This is a genomic window from Acetobacter oryzoeni (genome assembly GCF_004014775.2).
Classification (GTDB): Bacteria; Pseudomonadota; Alphaproteobacteria; order Acetobacterales; family Acetobacteraceae; genus Acetobacter; species Acetobacter oryzoeni.
In genome coordinates this window covers 233,518-246,893 of record NZ_CP042808.1, presented here as the reverse complement: position 1 = coordinate 246,893, position 13,376 = coordinate 233,518, and the positions used below count along the sequence as shown (strand labels likewise).

The following is a 13,376-nucleotide window of genomic DNA, read 5'->3' as shown; positions in this document are numbered from 1 at the left end:
TGCTGGGCAAGAGGCAAGTTTCTGCTTCTTGCCCAGCTTTTTAACACAAGGAATACAGCGTGATGAGCACTCCTGAATCCCGTCTGGCTGAACTTGGTATCGAACTGCCTACACCTGCTGCACCTGTTGCCAACTATGTAGCCTGCGTTCAAACAGGTTCTCTTCTGGTGGTTTCCGGCCAGTTGCCACTTAAAGATGGCAAGCTGTTTGCTACCGGCAAGCTGGGTGATGCCGTTTCTGTTGAAACAGCGGTTGAAGCTGCGCGTTACAGCATGATCAATGTGATCGCACAGGTGCGCGCCGCTGTGGGCGATCTTTCCCGCGTGAAACGCGTGGTGCGTCTGGGTGGCTTTATTGCCTGCACGCCAGAGTTCACCTCACACGCAGCCGCCATGAATGGTGCATCTGATCTGGCTGTTGCCGTATTTGGTGATGCCGGGCGCCATGCGCGCTCCACCGTTGGCGTGCCCTCCCTGCCGCTGGATGCCCCGGTTGAAGTAGAAGGGCTGTTCGAAATCGGCTGAGATTGCAGGAAAGACAGACATGGCTGACTGGTCCGTATCTCTGCACAACAGTATTCACGCCATTCCGGCAACGGAGTGGGATGCCTGTGCGGGGGCGGATAACCCATTTGTCAGCCATGCTTTTCTTTCTGCATTAGAAGACAGCGGTTCCGTACGCAAAGAAACAGGCTGGCTGCCACAGCATGTCAGCCTGCACGCGCCAGATGGGCAACTGGCCGCCACTTGCCCTGCCTATATTAAAGGCCATTCGTGGGGTGAGTATGTGTTCGACCAAGGGTGGGCACGCGCCTTTGAAGCCGCTGGTGGGCGCTATTACCCCAAACTGCAAATTGCCGTCCCCTTTACCCCAGCACCGGGCCCGCGCCTTTTAACGCGCCCCGATGCACCGGCAGAAACCCAAAAAGTTATGGCGGATGCCCTACGCCAGATCTGCCATGATACGGGTCTTTCCTCCGCCCATGTAACATTCTGCACTGAGCGGGAAAGCAATGTTCTGGCTGAACGAGGGTGGCTCCCGCGCCTTGGTTTACAGTATCACTGGCACAATCAGAATTACGCCTGTTTTGATGATTTTCTGGAAACACTTTCATCACGCAAGCGCAAAGCCATCCGGCGAGAGCGGCGTGATGCCAATGCCGCTGGCCTGAGCTTTCATACCCTACGCGGGTCAGACATTACGCCGGAAGACTGGCAAGCCTTTTACACATTTTACCAGAACACGATTGATAAAAAGTGGGGCAACGCCTACCTGACGCCAGATTTTTTCCCGCTACTTTCTGAACGCTTGCAAGACCGCGTTGTGCTGATGACAGCACGGCATGAAGGCACACCCGTTGCCGCTGCCCTCAACCTTTTGGGAAGCGATACATTGTATGGCCGCAACTGGGGCTGTGTTGGCAACTGGCCATTTTTGCATTTTGAGCTATGCTATTACCGCGCCATAGATTTTGCCATTGCCCACGGCCTCAAACGAGTAGAAGCCGGAGCGCAGGGTGAACATAAAATCCAGCGCGGCTATTTGCCTGCTCTCACACATTCTGCCCATTGGCTGGAAAACCCCTCTCTTCGCAATGGTGTTGGGGCTTTCCTTCAGGCAGAACGCCCCGCCATATTGGCGGAAGCCGAGGCCCTTAACGTGCTTTCTCCCTATCGGCAGAGTGAAACATGACCTGAAATTTCTTGCGCATACCGGGCATATACGGGTGAAAACGTTGTCGTTTGGCGTTTTTTTGCGTATGCCCCGGCTTGAAACCCCACACGCTTCTGCATGATCAACTGGCAGCTCCATGACCAACGCATCTTCATCCTCCCTTCCCTCCGATCATCAGGCTTCCCTGATTGATGGCAAAGGCTTTGCCGCCAAAATGCGTCAGCATATCCGTGAGGATGTTCTGGCGTTTCACGAGAAACATGGCGTAACGCCCGGTCTAGCAGTTATTCTTGTTGGGAATGATCCTGCCAGCGAAGTGTATGTGCGCAACAAGGCGGTGCAGACCCATCATGCTGGTATGCGCTCCTTCATGCATATGCTGCCCGAAAACACATCGGAAGCCGAACTTCTGGCGCTGATAGACCGCCTGAACAAAGACCCCGAAATTCATGGCATTCTGGTACAGCTTCCCCTGCCAAACGGGCTGGATGGCCGCCGCGTAACCAATGCCATTCTGCCTGAAAAGGATGTGGATGGTCTGGGTGAAATCAACGCTGGCCGTTTGGCTGTAGGTCTGCCCTCGCTCATTCCCTGCACGCCGCTGGGCTGCCTGCTACTGCTGCGTGACCAGTTGGGAGATATGAAAGGCCAGCATGCCGTGGTTATCGGGGCTTCCAACCTTGTGGGCAAACCTATGGCCCTGCTGCTGCTGGCAGAAGGCTGCACGGTTTCTATTGCGCATATTCACACGCGCGATACGGCAGCTCTTGCACGGCAAGCCGATATTCTGGTTGTGGCCACGGGTTGCCGTGAACTGGTGCGTGGAGACTGGATTAAACCCGGAGCCACCGTAATTGACGTTGGTATCACCCGTATCAAAACCGATGATGGCAAAACCCGCCTTGTGGGCGACGTTGCGTTTGATGAAGCTGTTAAAGTGGCAGGCCGCATTACGCCGGTTCCCGGTGGCGTTGGCCCAATGACCATTGCCTGCCTGCTGAAAAACACACTCACCGCAGCCAAATTGCAGCTTGAGGGGAGTGCGGAATGAGCCTTTCTCGCCTTTCGGTTGAGCTAATCCCACGTTCTGCTGAGGCTCTGGCAACAGATGTGGCTACAGTTAAAGCCACATTTTCCGTTGCAGATACGCTGAACATTCCTGACCTGATGCGCTTTCCCCTCCGCAGTTGGGATGCCGCGGCACTTGTACGCCCACAGTTCGGAAATGTTATTCCACACATCCGGGCCATAGATATTGCACCAGATGCCCCCCTGCCCGGAGCAGACCAACCGGGGTTGGAAGAGATTCTGGTTGTGCATGGTGACCCTCCGGCAGATCTCAGCCACCGTACATACCCCAACAGTACGGAAAGCATTATCCGCCGCTACCGGCGTGAAGCACCACACCTGAAAGTTTATGCGGCGTTTGACCCTTACCGTCGCGCACCGTGGAAAGAGCTGGAAGATGTGGCCCGCAAGAAAGAAGCCGGAGCCATTGGTTTCTTCACGCAGCCTGTATTTGACCTAAAACTGTTTGACCTGTGCCGGGAATGGATGCTGGGCGAATGCGTGTTCTGGGGGCTTTCCCCCGTTATTGGCCCCAAATCACGCTCGTATTGGGAAACAACAAACCACATTGTTTTCCCGCGTGATTTTTCTCCTACGCTGGATGCCAATATCCAGTTTGCACAAACGGTGCTTAAGGAACTGGCGCAGGAAAAAGGCAAGGCCTACCTGATGCCGGTGCGCATCAAGCTGGAACAGTATCTTCCCCACCTGCTGGATGCTGTGGCATAAAAAGTCGTGCCATTGTTCTACATTATTTCCACCAGCCCGATCGTTTTATAGGATCAGCCCATGCCGTTCTATCTTCTCTCTTGGCATGGTGCTCTGGTGGGTTACTCGGGGCTGCGCCTGCACGCGGTTTCCTTTGCGCGATCCTTTATGCGTGGCACAACTCCAGCCACGCTGGATGCGCAATCTGGGGTATTAAACCCCGGTGGAATATTTGCCCAAGCAGAAGCGGTCGAAAACTTTGCTGGCCGCCCGCTTGTGTCTCTCCGGGCTGGTAAAGGTTATCTTTCCAGCCGAGAACAAACTGTATTTGACGTTGTGCCGCTTTGCGCCACATGGGAACGTTTTCTGCTTTTGCCGTCAGAGTTGCTTTCCATCCTGCGCGATCTTACAGAACAGGAATGGTATCTGGGCACACGTTTTGTTGGCCGCGCCACCTGTGCAGAACATCATCTGCAATTGGGTGGCCACAAATGGCCAGCAGAACAACTGCAAGCCACACGCACAAAAGACACCATAACGCTATGGAGTGAAGCTGCACCAGAAAAGGTCACCTTTACTGTGTGCCCTTCCCATATTTTATCTGGGCTGATGGAAGATGTGCTGCATCTTCTGCAAACAAACACATTGCGCCCTGCCACAACACCTTGGGCAACGCTGGATGACCTGCGCGAACAGATTCTGCGCTTAAGTGTTACCCCGCGTGATACAGGTACATGCGTGCAATTGGCGCGTTTATGCGCTCTTTTTGGACAATGGGAGCTGGCTGACGGCTTTCTAACCCTTGCCCGCCAGCATGACCCACGGCCCGAACAGCAATGGATGGCCGCCATTCTGGCGCTGCGCACTAAAAATTACGATACTGCCGCCATGCTCATGGAGCAGTCTCTTACCACTCGTTATCCTGACCGAGATATCAGCACACTGCTTGCCCCATTGGTGGCACGGCAAAAAGCTGGAGAAAGTGCTCTTTTGCTGGTGCCTGGCGTTTTAAGCAGCGTCGGCCTTCCTGCTTTTGAAACACCGTTTGATACGCTGCTGGTGCCTATGCGCCTTGCAGCCAAAAATGGCCCCGATATTCGGCGCGTTTATAGCTCTTTGTTTGAGCAGGCTTTCCAGAAACTGGATACAGAAAACCGCCTGCGCCTGTTAACAACAGAAGCGCGGTTAAATGGCCTGAGCTGGTGGGAAGAACTAGGCTTGGGCCATACAAGCTGGCTAGCTGGCCTACAGGCCGAAGCGGATGAGCATTACGCCATTGCCCGCAAACTGGCTGTGCAGGATAACATGGCCCCTGCCTCGTATGATCAAGGGGTATTTTCATGGCTCAGCATGCAGGAATGCGGGCGCTTGGCCAGCCGCGCCATACCGGATGTAACGGGTGTGGCAAACTGGCAATGGCACTTCAGCATGCCAGAAGAACAACCTTCCACCTGCTTGGCTTTTGCCTGCACGGGGCAACATTTTGATCTGGTTCCGGGGCTTGTTCTTTCCCTTCTCCATGCGTGCCGGGAAGATCGTTCTGCTGGCAAAATCCAGCTTTGCCTTGGTGTTGCCAACCCAACGGTGGATCAGCTTACCTTTCTTTCCACTGTTTCAGAGTGGTTAGAAAGCCATGCCACAACATTGCGGCTCAGCTTTGGGCACGGAGAGACCAGATCAGATGCCACCGCGCTGGAACCGGCATTACGCTATCTGATTCTGCCCGATATTGCCGCCCAGTTTAGGGTGCCGGTTTTGATAGGAGATTGCGCAGGCTATTTTCCTGCCAATTTTGTAAGCCTGCTGCGGGATATGAAAGCCCATGCAACATATGGCTTTGATCTGACCCAGTTTGATGACAACGGTCAGCAGCAATATGGCACGCCGTGGAGCATGAATACGGCTTTGGCCTATTTTGGCGAAGCCGAACTTGTACCCGCCATTGCCGCTTTTATGAGTGATTATTTGAATACTGTCTGCTCACCCAGCAATCCGTATCATACAGACATGGACCGCTGTGCATTGGCTCAGGTCTTTCGTCGGTTTGTCAGGTCTCGCTGGGCGCAACTTTCCATCCGGTTCTTAAATGATGGTCCGCCCCTTCTGGTTATGCCGCAGCATGAGCAAACAGGGCTTGTGACACCAGATGATGTTTTAAACGATCTGAAAGCCTACACACGCTAGGGACATTCCCCTGAACCTGATAAAAAGGTTCAGGGGAATGAAAACTTAGTCGCGGGAGCCACTACCATATAGAGCTGTCAGGCTGGCAGAAGCCAACTTGTGATGGTTGACCATAAAACCAACCAATGCCGGGCTGGAATCTTCCTGCACATCCAACGTAGGCACATCCAGCGCATAAACCGTAAAGACATAACGGTGCACACGCCCCAGCGGAGGGGCAGCCCCACCATAACCCGGCACGCCAAAATCTGTGCGCACCTGCATGGCACCTTTTGGCAGCTTATCCCCGGCCGAACCGGCACCTTCTGGCAGTGCTGTAATAGTAGCGGGAATATTCACCACCACCCAGTGCCACCAGCCCGAACCAGTTGGGGCATCGGGGTCATATACCGTTACCACAAAGCTTTTGGTGCCTGCGGGGGCATCTTTCCATTCCAACGCGGGGGAAAGATTCTGCCCGTGCTGCCCCATGCCATTGTAAACCTGTGCCTGCGGCAGTGTATCACCATTTACAAAGGCCGGGCTTGTAAGAACAAATGCCATAAAAGCGGCTCCCGTGCTGTTACCAGTTACGGCTGATCAGCCAGAATTCTTCAGATGTCAGCGTAACGCCTGCTTTGGATTCTGCTGCTGCTTTGGCCAGAGCTTCAATCCGTTCAATCATAATAACCTTACGCTGATGCGCTTCTGTGGTTTCATCGCTGGTTTTCAGCACACCCAAAGAAACTTCAGCGGCCTTGGCAACACGTGCTGCATCCAGAAGTGCGTAAGACATAAATTGTCATCCTTTAAAATATCTGTGCACCGGAATACCCTCCGGCGTTACTGAAAGGGGAATCTGGCCCCTAAGCGCCCTCTCTTCAACCCCTACAGGCTGCATGCCACCTGCAGAACTGCGCCTTTGCCTCTGGCCTTGGCCCAACCTATTGCGTAAACGGTGCCATCATGAGCAGTGACCGCACCGAAGATTTTGATTTTCACCTTCCAGAAAGCCTGATCGCGCAGGAACCCGCCCGCCCGCGAGAAGCCGCGCGCCTTCTGGATGCCACACAGCCCGACATGTTTGCTGACAGGCATATCCGTGATCTGCCCTCGCTTCTGAAGCGGGGAGATTTGCTGGTTGCAAACAATACGGCCGTTATTCGTGCCCAGCTTCATGGCCTGCGTGGAGAAGCCAAAATTGGCATTACGCTGGACCAGATTCAGCCAGATGGCAGTTGGCATGTGTTGGTGCGCAATGCGCGCAGGCTCAAGGTGGGCGATACTATTGCATTCCCCGGTGTGCAGGACACAGCCCGCGTGCAGGCGTTAGAACCCGGCGGGGGGGCGGTCCTTCGGTTCAGTGCGGAAGGGGATGCTTTTGATGCGTTTTTGCAAAAAGCAGGCGCATTGGCATTGCCTCCCTATATTCATCGCCCGGAAGGACCAACGGCGCAGGATACCAGTGATTACGCCACTATTTTTGAGCGCAACAAAGGGGCCGTGGCCGCACCTACTGCCGGGTTGCATTTTACACCTGCGCTGCTGAAGGCCATAGATGCCACAGGCGCCCAGCGCTGCACACTTACCCTGCATGTAGGGGCCGGCACCTTTTTGCCTGTGCGTGAAGCCGAAATTTCTGAACACAAAATGCATTCAGAACGCGGCATCATCACCCCGGAAACAGCAGAACGTATCAACGCCACCCGTAAGGCTGGCGGGCGTATTATTGCCATTGGCACCACCAGCCTGCGCCTGTTGGAAACCGCAACAGATGAAAACGGCATTGTGCATCCGTTTGATGGCACAACCTCCATTTTCATTCGGCCCGGCTATCAATTCCGCGCTGTGGATATGCTGCTCACCAATTTCCACCTGCCGCGCTCTACGCTTTTCATGCTGGTTTCCGCCTTTGCAGGGGTTGAGCGTGCCCGGCAGATTTATGCCCATGCCGTTGCCAGCGGTTACCGCTTTTATTCCTACGGCGATGCCTGCCTGCTGCGCTGCGCCCACTCCATCCATGCCCACCACCTCGGAACAGTAGAATGACCCGCTTTAACTGGACGTGTGAAAGCACAGATGGCGCCGCGCGCGCAGGCATGCTGCACACAGCCCACGGCCCTGTGGCCACCCCAACCTTTATGCCGGTTGGCACCGTTGGCACGGTAAAAGCCATGACCATGGATGCCGTGCGCTCCACCGGTGCTGGCATTGTTCTGGGCAATACCTATCACCTCATGCTGCGGCCGGGGGCAGAACGCATACGCGCCTTGGGTGGCCTGCATAAGTTTATGGATTGGTCTGGCCCGATTCTGACAGATTCAGGGGGCTTTCAGGTTATGTCCCTTGGCGCGCTGCGACGCTTGGATCAGGACGGCGTCACCTTCCGCTCCCATATTGATGGTTCTGAACATCGGCTCACGCCTGAAAGTTCAACAGACATCCAGCACGCGCTGGATGCCACCATCACCATGTGTTTTGATGAATGCCCAGCCCTACCTGCACCGCCGGAAGCCATTGCGGCTTCCATGCGGCTTTCCATGCGCTGGGCTGCGCGCTCCCGCCAGGCTTATGTGCAGCGCGAAGGGTATGGTCAGTTCGGTATTGTGCAAGGCGGCACGGAACCTGAACTGCGGGCAGAAAGCGTAAAGGCGCTCACCGATATTGGGTTTGAAGGCTACGCCATTGGGGGCCTAGCAGTTGGCGAAGGGCAGGAACTGATGTTCGCCACGCTGGACACCACCACCCCCATCATGCCGCAGGACAAGCCGCGCTACCTGATGGGCGTAGGCACCCCAGATGATCTGCTGGGCAGCGTGCAACGCGGCGTGGATATGTTTGACTGCGTGATGCCCACACGCGCAGGCCGCACCGCCCGCGCCTATACCGAGCGCGGTACGCTCAACCTGCGCAATGCACGCCATGCCACAGATGCACGCCCCATTTCTCCGCATTGTGACTGTCTGGCCTGTTCACGCCATAGCCGCGCCTATCTGCACCATTTATTCCGCGCCAATGAAATTCTCGGCCCCATGCTGCTGACATGGCATAATATTGCCTATTACCAGCGCCTGATGCGCCAGATTCGGCAGGCGATTATTGAAAAACGGCTAGATGCGTTGGCCACCACTTTGCGTGCAGAATGGGCAGCAGAGGACTGGACGGAAGATGAAATGCCACAACCCACCATTCCGCCTGTTCCCTGAACAAGTGCTTCCATGACTGCACCCGCAGCAAAACTGGCGGAAAAAATACGCATCAAGGCGCTGGAACTGGGGTTTGATGCCATTGGCTTCTGCCCCGCTCATCTGAGGCCAGAAGTGCGTGCGCGGCTGAAAGACTTTTTGGCTGAAGGATATCATGGTGAAATGGGCTGGCTGGCAGACCGCACAGAGCAGCGCAGTCAACCCACCGCTCTATGGCCAGAAGCCCGCAGTGTTATTGCATTGGGCCTGAACTATGCACCGGCAGAGAATCCATTAAACACACTTCAGAATCGCACATGCGGGAATATTTCCGTTTATGCGCGCCACCGTGATTATCACGATGTTGTTAAGGGCATGCTCAAGCATCTGGCACAGTTTGTTGTGCGTGAAGCCCGCATGGTGCTGGATACACCCCCGGATGTGAAAGTATTTGTTGATACAGCCCCCGTGGCAGAAAAGCCTTTGGCCGCACAGGCCGGGCTAGGCTGGCAAGGCAAACACACCAATCTGGTTTCCCGACAACACGGAAGCTGGCTTTTTCTAGGTGAAATCTACACCACGCTGGAACTACCAACATCTGCCGATTCTGGGGGCAGTTGCGGCAGCTGTACCCGTTGCCTGAATGCATGCCCCACACAGGCTTTTCCTGCTCCTTATCAAATGGATGCACGCAAGTGCATTTCCTATCTGACCATTGAACATGCAGGCCCTATTCCTGCCCCACTACGCAAAGCCATTGGCACACATATCTATGGGTGCGATGATTGTCTGGCCGTATGCCCGTGGAACCGCTTTGCTCAGGCATCCCGCCACATCAAGCTACAACCGCGGCCAGATTTGATAGCGCCAGAACTGGCAACGCTCAGCCAGCTTGATGATGCCGCTTTTCGCACCATGTTTTCTGGCTCTCCCATCAAACGCATTGGCCGCAATCGGTTTATACGGAATGTGCTGATAGCCATTGGCAATTCCGGCCACCCGGCACTGCTGCCCTACGCACAATCCTTGCAGCAAGACCCGGATTCTGTGGTGGCGGAAGCCGCAAATTGGGCCACGCAGTGCCTGATGGGAGAGGCAACTTGAGCCGCCATTTACGCAAACGCAGCCTAATTCTGGCAGGCCATGATACCAGCGTGGCACTGGAACCCAGCTTCTGGAACGCGCTGGAAGATATTGCAAACCAGCAAAAACAAACGTTGCCTCAACTGGTTACAAAGGTGGATGCAGCACGTTCCCCCGAGCAATCACTGGCCTCTGCCTTGCGGGTTTATGCGCTGGAATGGCTGACACACCAACTTGCCGCAAGCGCGACTCCCGGCACCTGAAAACAACGCAGAACTGCTGTGCCCGCTTTAACGCATCAGGTTGTTTGGGCACGCTGCCAGAACGTGATAAACTGCTTTTATGGCGATCTGGGGTAAAATTTTTGGTGGCGTAGCCGGTTTTGCCGTAGGCGGCCCGGTTGGCGCAGCGGTTGGCACAGCACTGGGCCACGCAGCAGATACAGGTGCGATTCTTCAGCCCCCTACAGGCGGTTGGAGCGATAAATGGGCTGCGCGTGCACGGCCAGACCCTAATGGTGCAGCCACCTTTGTGGCCGCCAAGCTGGCTGCTGCCCTTGGCAAGAAGGAACAGCTTTATGGGCTGTCCTGCGTTATTTTAAGCGCCAAGCTGGCCAAGTGCGATGCACCCGTTAACCGGCGTGAAATCAACGCCTTTAAATCTCGTTTTCGCGTGCCTGATGAAAACATGCGTGAAGTTGGCCGCCTGTTTGATATGGCCCGCCAGCGCACGGATGACTACGAGGCTTTTGCGCGCGAACTGGGGCAGGTTTACGCAACAGACAAACGCCCGTTGGAAGACCTGATGGGGATTCTGTTTACAATTGCACGGGCTGATCTGGCTGCGGATGAACCGCTGGCTCCAGAGGAAGAGCGCTTTCTCAAGCGCGTGCATGCCCTGTTTGGCCTGAGCCGTGGCGCTTGGGAGCGTGCAGCCCATGGGCGGTCTACCCCAGCAATGGCTGAAGATGATGCCTATGCTGTTATGGGGGCCTCGCCTGATCTTTCAAACGAAGAACTGCGCGCTGTCTGGAAAAAGCTGGTGCGGCAATATCACCCGGATATCCTTCTGGCCCGGAATGCCAGCGCCGTTGAAATTGAAGCCGCATCCGTCAAGATTTCACGCATTAACGCTGCGTGGGATATCATCAAGCGTGATCGTGGTCTTTGATTTCAGGATTCTCTTTTCTTTTTGAAGCAAGATAGAAAGTGCGACTTTCTAGCAACAGGTTGCACAAAAATCTCTCACTCCGCTGTCAAAGGTCGCGCACACAGGTCTATTTTACGCCCCTGTTTGTTATGCAAGTAAGCCCTGCCATTGCGCCGCTGGTTTCTCGTGGTAGAGAAAGCGACAGCAATTGGCCTGCATACAGCATGGGCCAGACAGTCGTCACAGAGCAAAGGTAAAGGTGGCAATGATTTCAGGACGGAACGGCTCAAGGCTCCGCCCTCGCGCGCAGGCAAAAAAAAGTCAAACGCGGGAAGGTTCCTCGGCACAGCGCCGTTTTCGTCTGGGCACATTCTGCCTGGCCGCCACTTTGCTGGGCACGGCAGGATGCAGCGCCATTAAGGCACCTGTGCCCAAGGACCCGGATGCTCTGGCTGAATACAAGGCTGCGAACGATCCCTACGAACCGTTGAACCGCAAAATGTTCAACATGACCATGAAGTTCGATAAGTGGGCCCTTCGCCCCATGGCCAAGGCTTACGTATGGGCCGTACCGCGCCCGGTGCGTAATTCTTTGGGCAACCTTGTCAGAACCATGAACGAGCCCTCCGTGTTCTTTAACGATGTAGGGGCCGGCAAACCACGCCGCGCAGGCGATATGTTTGTACGCTGGTGCGTGAACATGACTGTCGGCTTGGGTGGTTTGATTGACGTGGCTAAAATGGCCGGGTTCCCGCACCATGATAACGATGCCGGCATGACATTGGCCAACTGGGGCATTCCCGCAGGGCCTTATCTGTTCCTACCAATGGGGCCATCTTCTATCCGTGATGGTATTGGCTACGCCATTGACCAAGGCCTTTCTCCATGGGACTATGTGCCACGCGGATACGGGTTGGTCAGCTTCAACTGGGCGTATAACCTGTTTGGGGTGGTTCATGCCCGTTCTGAGCATCTGGATGAGCTTGATGCGCTGGAACGTGATGCGTTGGATCCTTATGCCACCATCCGCAGTGCCTATCAGCAACAGCGCCGGGCGCAGGCCGAAGCCATCAAGAATGATAACCGTGCGACCGTGCCAGACTGGTACCATTAAGAAAAACAGCCAAAAGGGTACACAGACATGAAATTTCTTTCAAGCCGCCGTGTTGTTCTGGGTGCCTTTGCCCTGCTTTGCGCTGGTGGCCTTTTTTCCGCTCCTGCACGCGCTGCGGAAAACGCAAAACAGTTTATTCAGGTGTTTGGCAATCAGCTTGTTGCCATCGTCAACAGCCCTATTCCGTTGGCTGAAAAGAAAGAAAAAGTGCTGCCTTTGGTGCAGAAAAACGTCGATATTGATGGAATCGGTCGTTACTGTCTGGGCCGTTACTGGAAAACCGCTTCTCCAGATCAGCAGCAGCGTTATCTGGGCCTGTTCCATCAGGTTCTGGTTAACGCCATTACGGACAAGCTGGGTGAATACCGCGGCGTAAACTTTACGCTGGGCAATGTTACCAGCACTGGTGCTGGTGAATACGCCGTAGACAGCACGCTGGTGCGCCCACAGCAGCCTGCCGCTGCCATGCAGTGGATTGTAAGCGATACCTCTGGCAGCCCCAAAGTGGTGGACGTTATTGGTGAAGGTGCAAGCCTGCGCCTGACACAGCGGAATGACTATTCATCCTACATCGCACGCAATGGCGGTAACGTAGGTGCCCTGCTGGATGCCTTGCAGCGCCAGCTGAGCCACCACAACGCACCGGCTAACTAACGCAAACATATTCCAATTTAAAAAGGGGTGTTCCATATGGAACACCCCTTTTTTATGGCTTGGGCCAAACGCTTTCATAAACCAGCATTGTCTGGCCATCTCTCTGAAACGTTTCTTCCACCCGCATCCCAATGCCGCCCAGAATAGTGCGGGATGCCACATTGCTTTCTGCCGCAACGGCAATCACTTTATTAATCCCGGCGTCATGCGCAAAGTTAAGGGCTGCCCCTGCGGCCTCTCGCGCAATGCCACGGCCACTGGCCCACGGAAAAAGTGCAAAACGCAGGGCAAAGCCGCGTCCATCTGGCCGGTCATGAATACCGGTCATCCCTACAAAGCGGCCTTTTTCATGAATAGTGAAAATACCTACCCGATGGCAGGCCCAGAAAGCGATATCATCCGCCATTTCCAGTTCCGCCTGTTGGCGGCTGCGCACACCACCAAGCATGCGACCAAAGGCACCTCCATCTGCCTTCAGGCGCACCATATCTTCCATATCCCGCCAAGTTACGGGCTTAAGCAGTAAGCGCGGAGTTCTGACCGAACGCGAATCCACAATTCACACCTTGCAGCAAAGA

The 13,376-nt window shown here is 55.0% G+C and carries 15 protein-coding genes; 12 read left to right on the top strand and 3 right to left on the bottom strand.

Annotated elements, in window-relative coordinates; genetic code table 11:
- The first annotated feature begins 59 nt into the window (after positions 1-59).
- From EOV40_RS01205 to EOV40_RS01185, 5 genes are all read left to right on the top strand, one after another.
- Positions 60-524: a RidA family protein gene (locus EOV40_RS01205; protein ID WP_003624824.1), complete on the top strand. Its 465-nt coding sequence runs from the start codon at positions 60-62 to the stop codon at positions 522-524.
- A 19-nt stretch (positions 525-543) separates the two neighbouring features.
- The gene (locus EOV40_RS01200; protein WP_128104806.1) at positions 544-1,692 is read left to right on the top strand and encodes a GNAT family N-acetyltransferase; all 1,149 of its coding nucleotides are present in this window, start codon (positions 544-546) and stop codon (positions 1,690-1,692) included.
- A gap of 118 nt (positions 1,693-1,810) precedes the next feature.
- Complete coding sequence (locus tag EOV40_RS01195; protein ID WP_050819071.1) at positions 1,811-2,725, top strand: bifunctional methylenetetrahydrofolate dehydrogenase/methenyltetrahydrofolate cyclohydrolase; 915 nt, start codon at positions 1,811-1,813, stop codon at positions 2,723-2,725.
- Positions 2,722-3,471 (top strand): methylenetetrahydrofolate reductase, encoded by a 750-nt coding sequence (locus tag EOV40_RS01190; protein WP_128104805.1) that lies wholly within the window; start codon positions 2,722-2,724, stop codon positions 3,469-3,471. The genes EOV40_RS01195 and EOV40_RS01190 overlap by 4 nt, the downstream gene beginning before the upstream one ends.
- Positions 3,472-3,531: 60 nt before the next feature.
- Positions 3,532-5,634, top strand: a complete 2,103-nt coding sequence (locus tag EOV40_RS01185; protein ID WP_128104804.1) for a hypothetical protein — start codon at positions 3,532-3,534, stop codon at positions 5,632-5,634.
- A 45-nt stretch (positions 5,635-5,679) separates the two neighbouring features.
- On the opposite strand, the gene EOV40_RS01180 is transcribed toward EOV40_RS01185, so the two are convergent.
- Together EOV40_RS01180 and EOV40_RS01175 are read right to left on the bottom strand one after the other, a co-directional pair.
- On the bottom strand, positions 5,680-6,177 hold the full coding sequence (locus EOV40_RS01180) for a kinase inhibitor (protein WP_128104803.1): 498 nt from the start codon (positions 6,175-6,177) through the stop codon (positions 5,680-5,682).
- A gap of 19 nt (positions 6,178-6,196) precedes the next feature.
- Positions 6,197-6,409 (bottom strand): hypothetical protein, encoded by a 213-nt coding sequence (locus EOV40_RS01175; RefSeq protein ID WP_003624836.1) that lies wholly within the window; start codon positions 6,407-6,409, stop codon positions 6,197-6,199.
- A 170-nt stretch (positions 6,410-6,579) separates the two neighbouring features.
- On the opposite strand from EOV40_RS01175, the gene queA reads away from it, so the two are divergent.
- The 7 genes from queA to EOV40_RS01140 all read left to right on the top strand — a co-directional run bounded on the left by queA (position 6,580) and on the right by EOV40_RS01140 (position 12,798).
- The gene (gene queA / locus EOV40_RS01170) at positions 6,580-7,662 is read left to right on the top strand and encodes a tRNA preQ1(34) S-adenosylmethionine ribosyltransferase-isomerase QueA (RefSeq protein ID WP_128104802.1); all 1,083 of its coding nucleotides are present in this window, start codon (positions 6,580-6,582) and stop codon (positions 7,660-7,662) included.
- Positions 7,659-8,819, top strand: coding sequence for a tRNA guanosine(34) transglycosylase Tgt (gene tgt / locus EOV40_RS01165; RefSeq protein ID WP_128104801.1), 1,161 nt, complete (start codon positions 7,659-7,661; stop codon positions 8,817-8,819). Before queA ends, tgt begins: the two co-directional genes overlap by 4 nt.
- 12 nt (positions 8,820-8,831) lie before the next feature.
- Positions 8,832-9,902, top strand: coding sequence for a tRNA epoxyqueuosine(34) reductase QueG (gene queG, locus EOV40_RS01160; protein WP_128104800.1), 1,071 nt, complete (start codon positions 8,832-8,834; stop codon positions 9,900-9,902).
- A complete protein-coding gene (locus tag EOV40_RS01155) occupies positions 9,899-10,144 on the top strand; it encodes a ribbon-helix-helix domain-containing protein (RefSeq protein ID WP_050819063.1) in 246 nt (81 codons plus the stop codon). Before queG ends, EOV40_RS01155 begins: the two co-directional genes overlap by 4 nt.
- Before the next feature lie 79 nt (positions 10,145-10,223).
- Entirely contained in the window at positions 10,224-11,051 is an 828-nt protein-coding gene (locus tag EOV40_RS01150; protein WP_128104799.1) for a TerB family tellurite resistance protein, read from the top strand.
- Between the two features lie 244 nt (positions 11,052-11,295).
- On the top strand, positions 11,296-12,144 hold the full coding sequence (locus tag EOV40_RS01145) for an MlaA family lipoprotein (protein ID WP_080986737.1): 849 nt from the start codon (positions 11,296-11,298) through the stop codon (positions 12,142-12,144).
- Between the two features lie 27 nt (positions 12,145-12,171).
- Positions 12,172-12,798, top strand: coding sequence for an MlaC/ttg2D family ABC transporter substrate-binding protein (locus EOV40_RS01140; RefSeq protein ID WP_050819061.1), 627 nt, complete (start codon positions 12,172-12,174; stop codon positions 12,796-12,798).
- Positions 12,799-12,850: 52 nt separating this feature from the next.
- On the opposite strand, the gene EOV40_RS01135 is transcribed toward EOV40_RS01140, so the two are convergent.
- Positions 12,851-13,354 carry a GNAT family N-acetyltransferase gene (locus tag EOV40_RS01135; protein ID WP_050819060.1) on the bottom strand — a complete coding sequence of 168 codons (504 nt, stop codon included), beginning with the start codon at positions 13,352-13,354 and terminating at the stop codon, positions 12,851-12,853.
- Positions 13,355-13,376: the final 22 nt, after the last annotated feature.

Excerpts from the sequence above, each read along its gene's own strand:
- queA (WP_128104802.1), top strand. The coding sequence starts at position 6,580 with ATGAGCAGTGACCGCACCGAAGATTTTGATTTTCACCTTCCAGAAAGC.
- EOV40_RS01175 (WP_003624836.1), bottom strand. The coding sequence starts at position 6,409 with ATGTCTTACGCACTTCTGGATGCAGCACGTGTTGCCAAGGCCGCTGAA.
- tgt (WP_128104801.1), top strand. The coding sequence starts at position 7,659 with ATGACCCGCTTTAACTGGACGTGTGAAAGCACAGATGGCGCCGCGCGC.
- EOV40_RS01145 (WP_080986737.1), top strand. The coding sequence starts at position 11,296 with ATGATTTCAGGACGGAACGGCTCAAGGCTCCGCCCTCGCGCGCAGGCA.
- EOV40_RS01150 (WP_128104799.1), top strand. The coding sequence starts at position 10,224 with ATGGCGATCTGGGGTAAAATTTTTGGTGGCGTAGCCGGTTTTGCCGTA.
- EOV40_RS01180 (WP_128104803.1), bottom strand. The coding sequence starts at position 6,177 with ATGGCATTTGTTCTTACAAGCCCGGCCTTTGTAAATGGTGATACACTG.
- EOV40_RS01200 (WP_128104806.1), top strand. The coding sequence starts at position 544 with ATGGCTGACTGGTCCGTATCTCTGCACAACAGTATTCACGCCATTCCG.
- EOV40_RS01140 (WP_050819061.1), top strand. The coding sequence starts at position 12,172 with ATGAAATTTCTTTCAAGCCGCCGTGTTGTTCTGGGTGCCTTTGCCCTG.
- EOV40_RS01195 (WP_050819071.1), top strand. The coding sequence starts at position 1,811 with ATGACCAACGCATCTTCATCCTCCCTTCCCTCCGATCATCAGGCTTCC.
- EOV40_RS01185 (WP_128104804.1), top strand. The coding sequence starts at position 3,532 with ATGCCGTTCTATCTTCTCTCTTGGCATGGTGCTCTGGTGGGTTACTCG.
- queG (WP_128104800.1), top strand. The coding sequence starts at position 8,832 with ATGACTGCACCCGCAGCAAAACTGGCGGAAAAAATACGCATCAAGGCG.
- EOV40_RS01190 (WP_128104805.1), top strand. The coding sequence starts at position 2,722 with ATGAGCCTTTCTCGCCTTTCGGTTGAGCTAATCCCACGTTCTGCTGAG.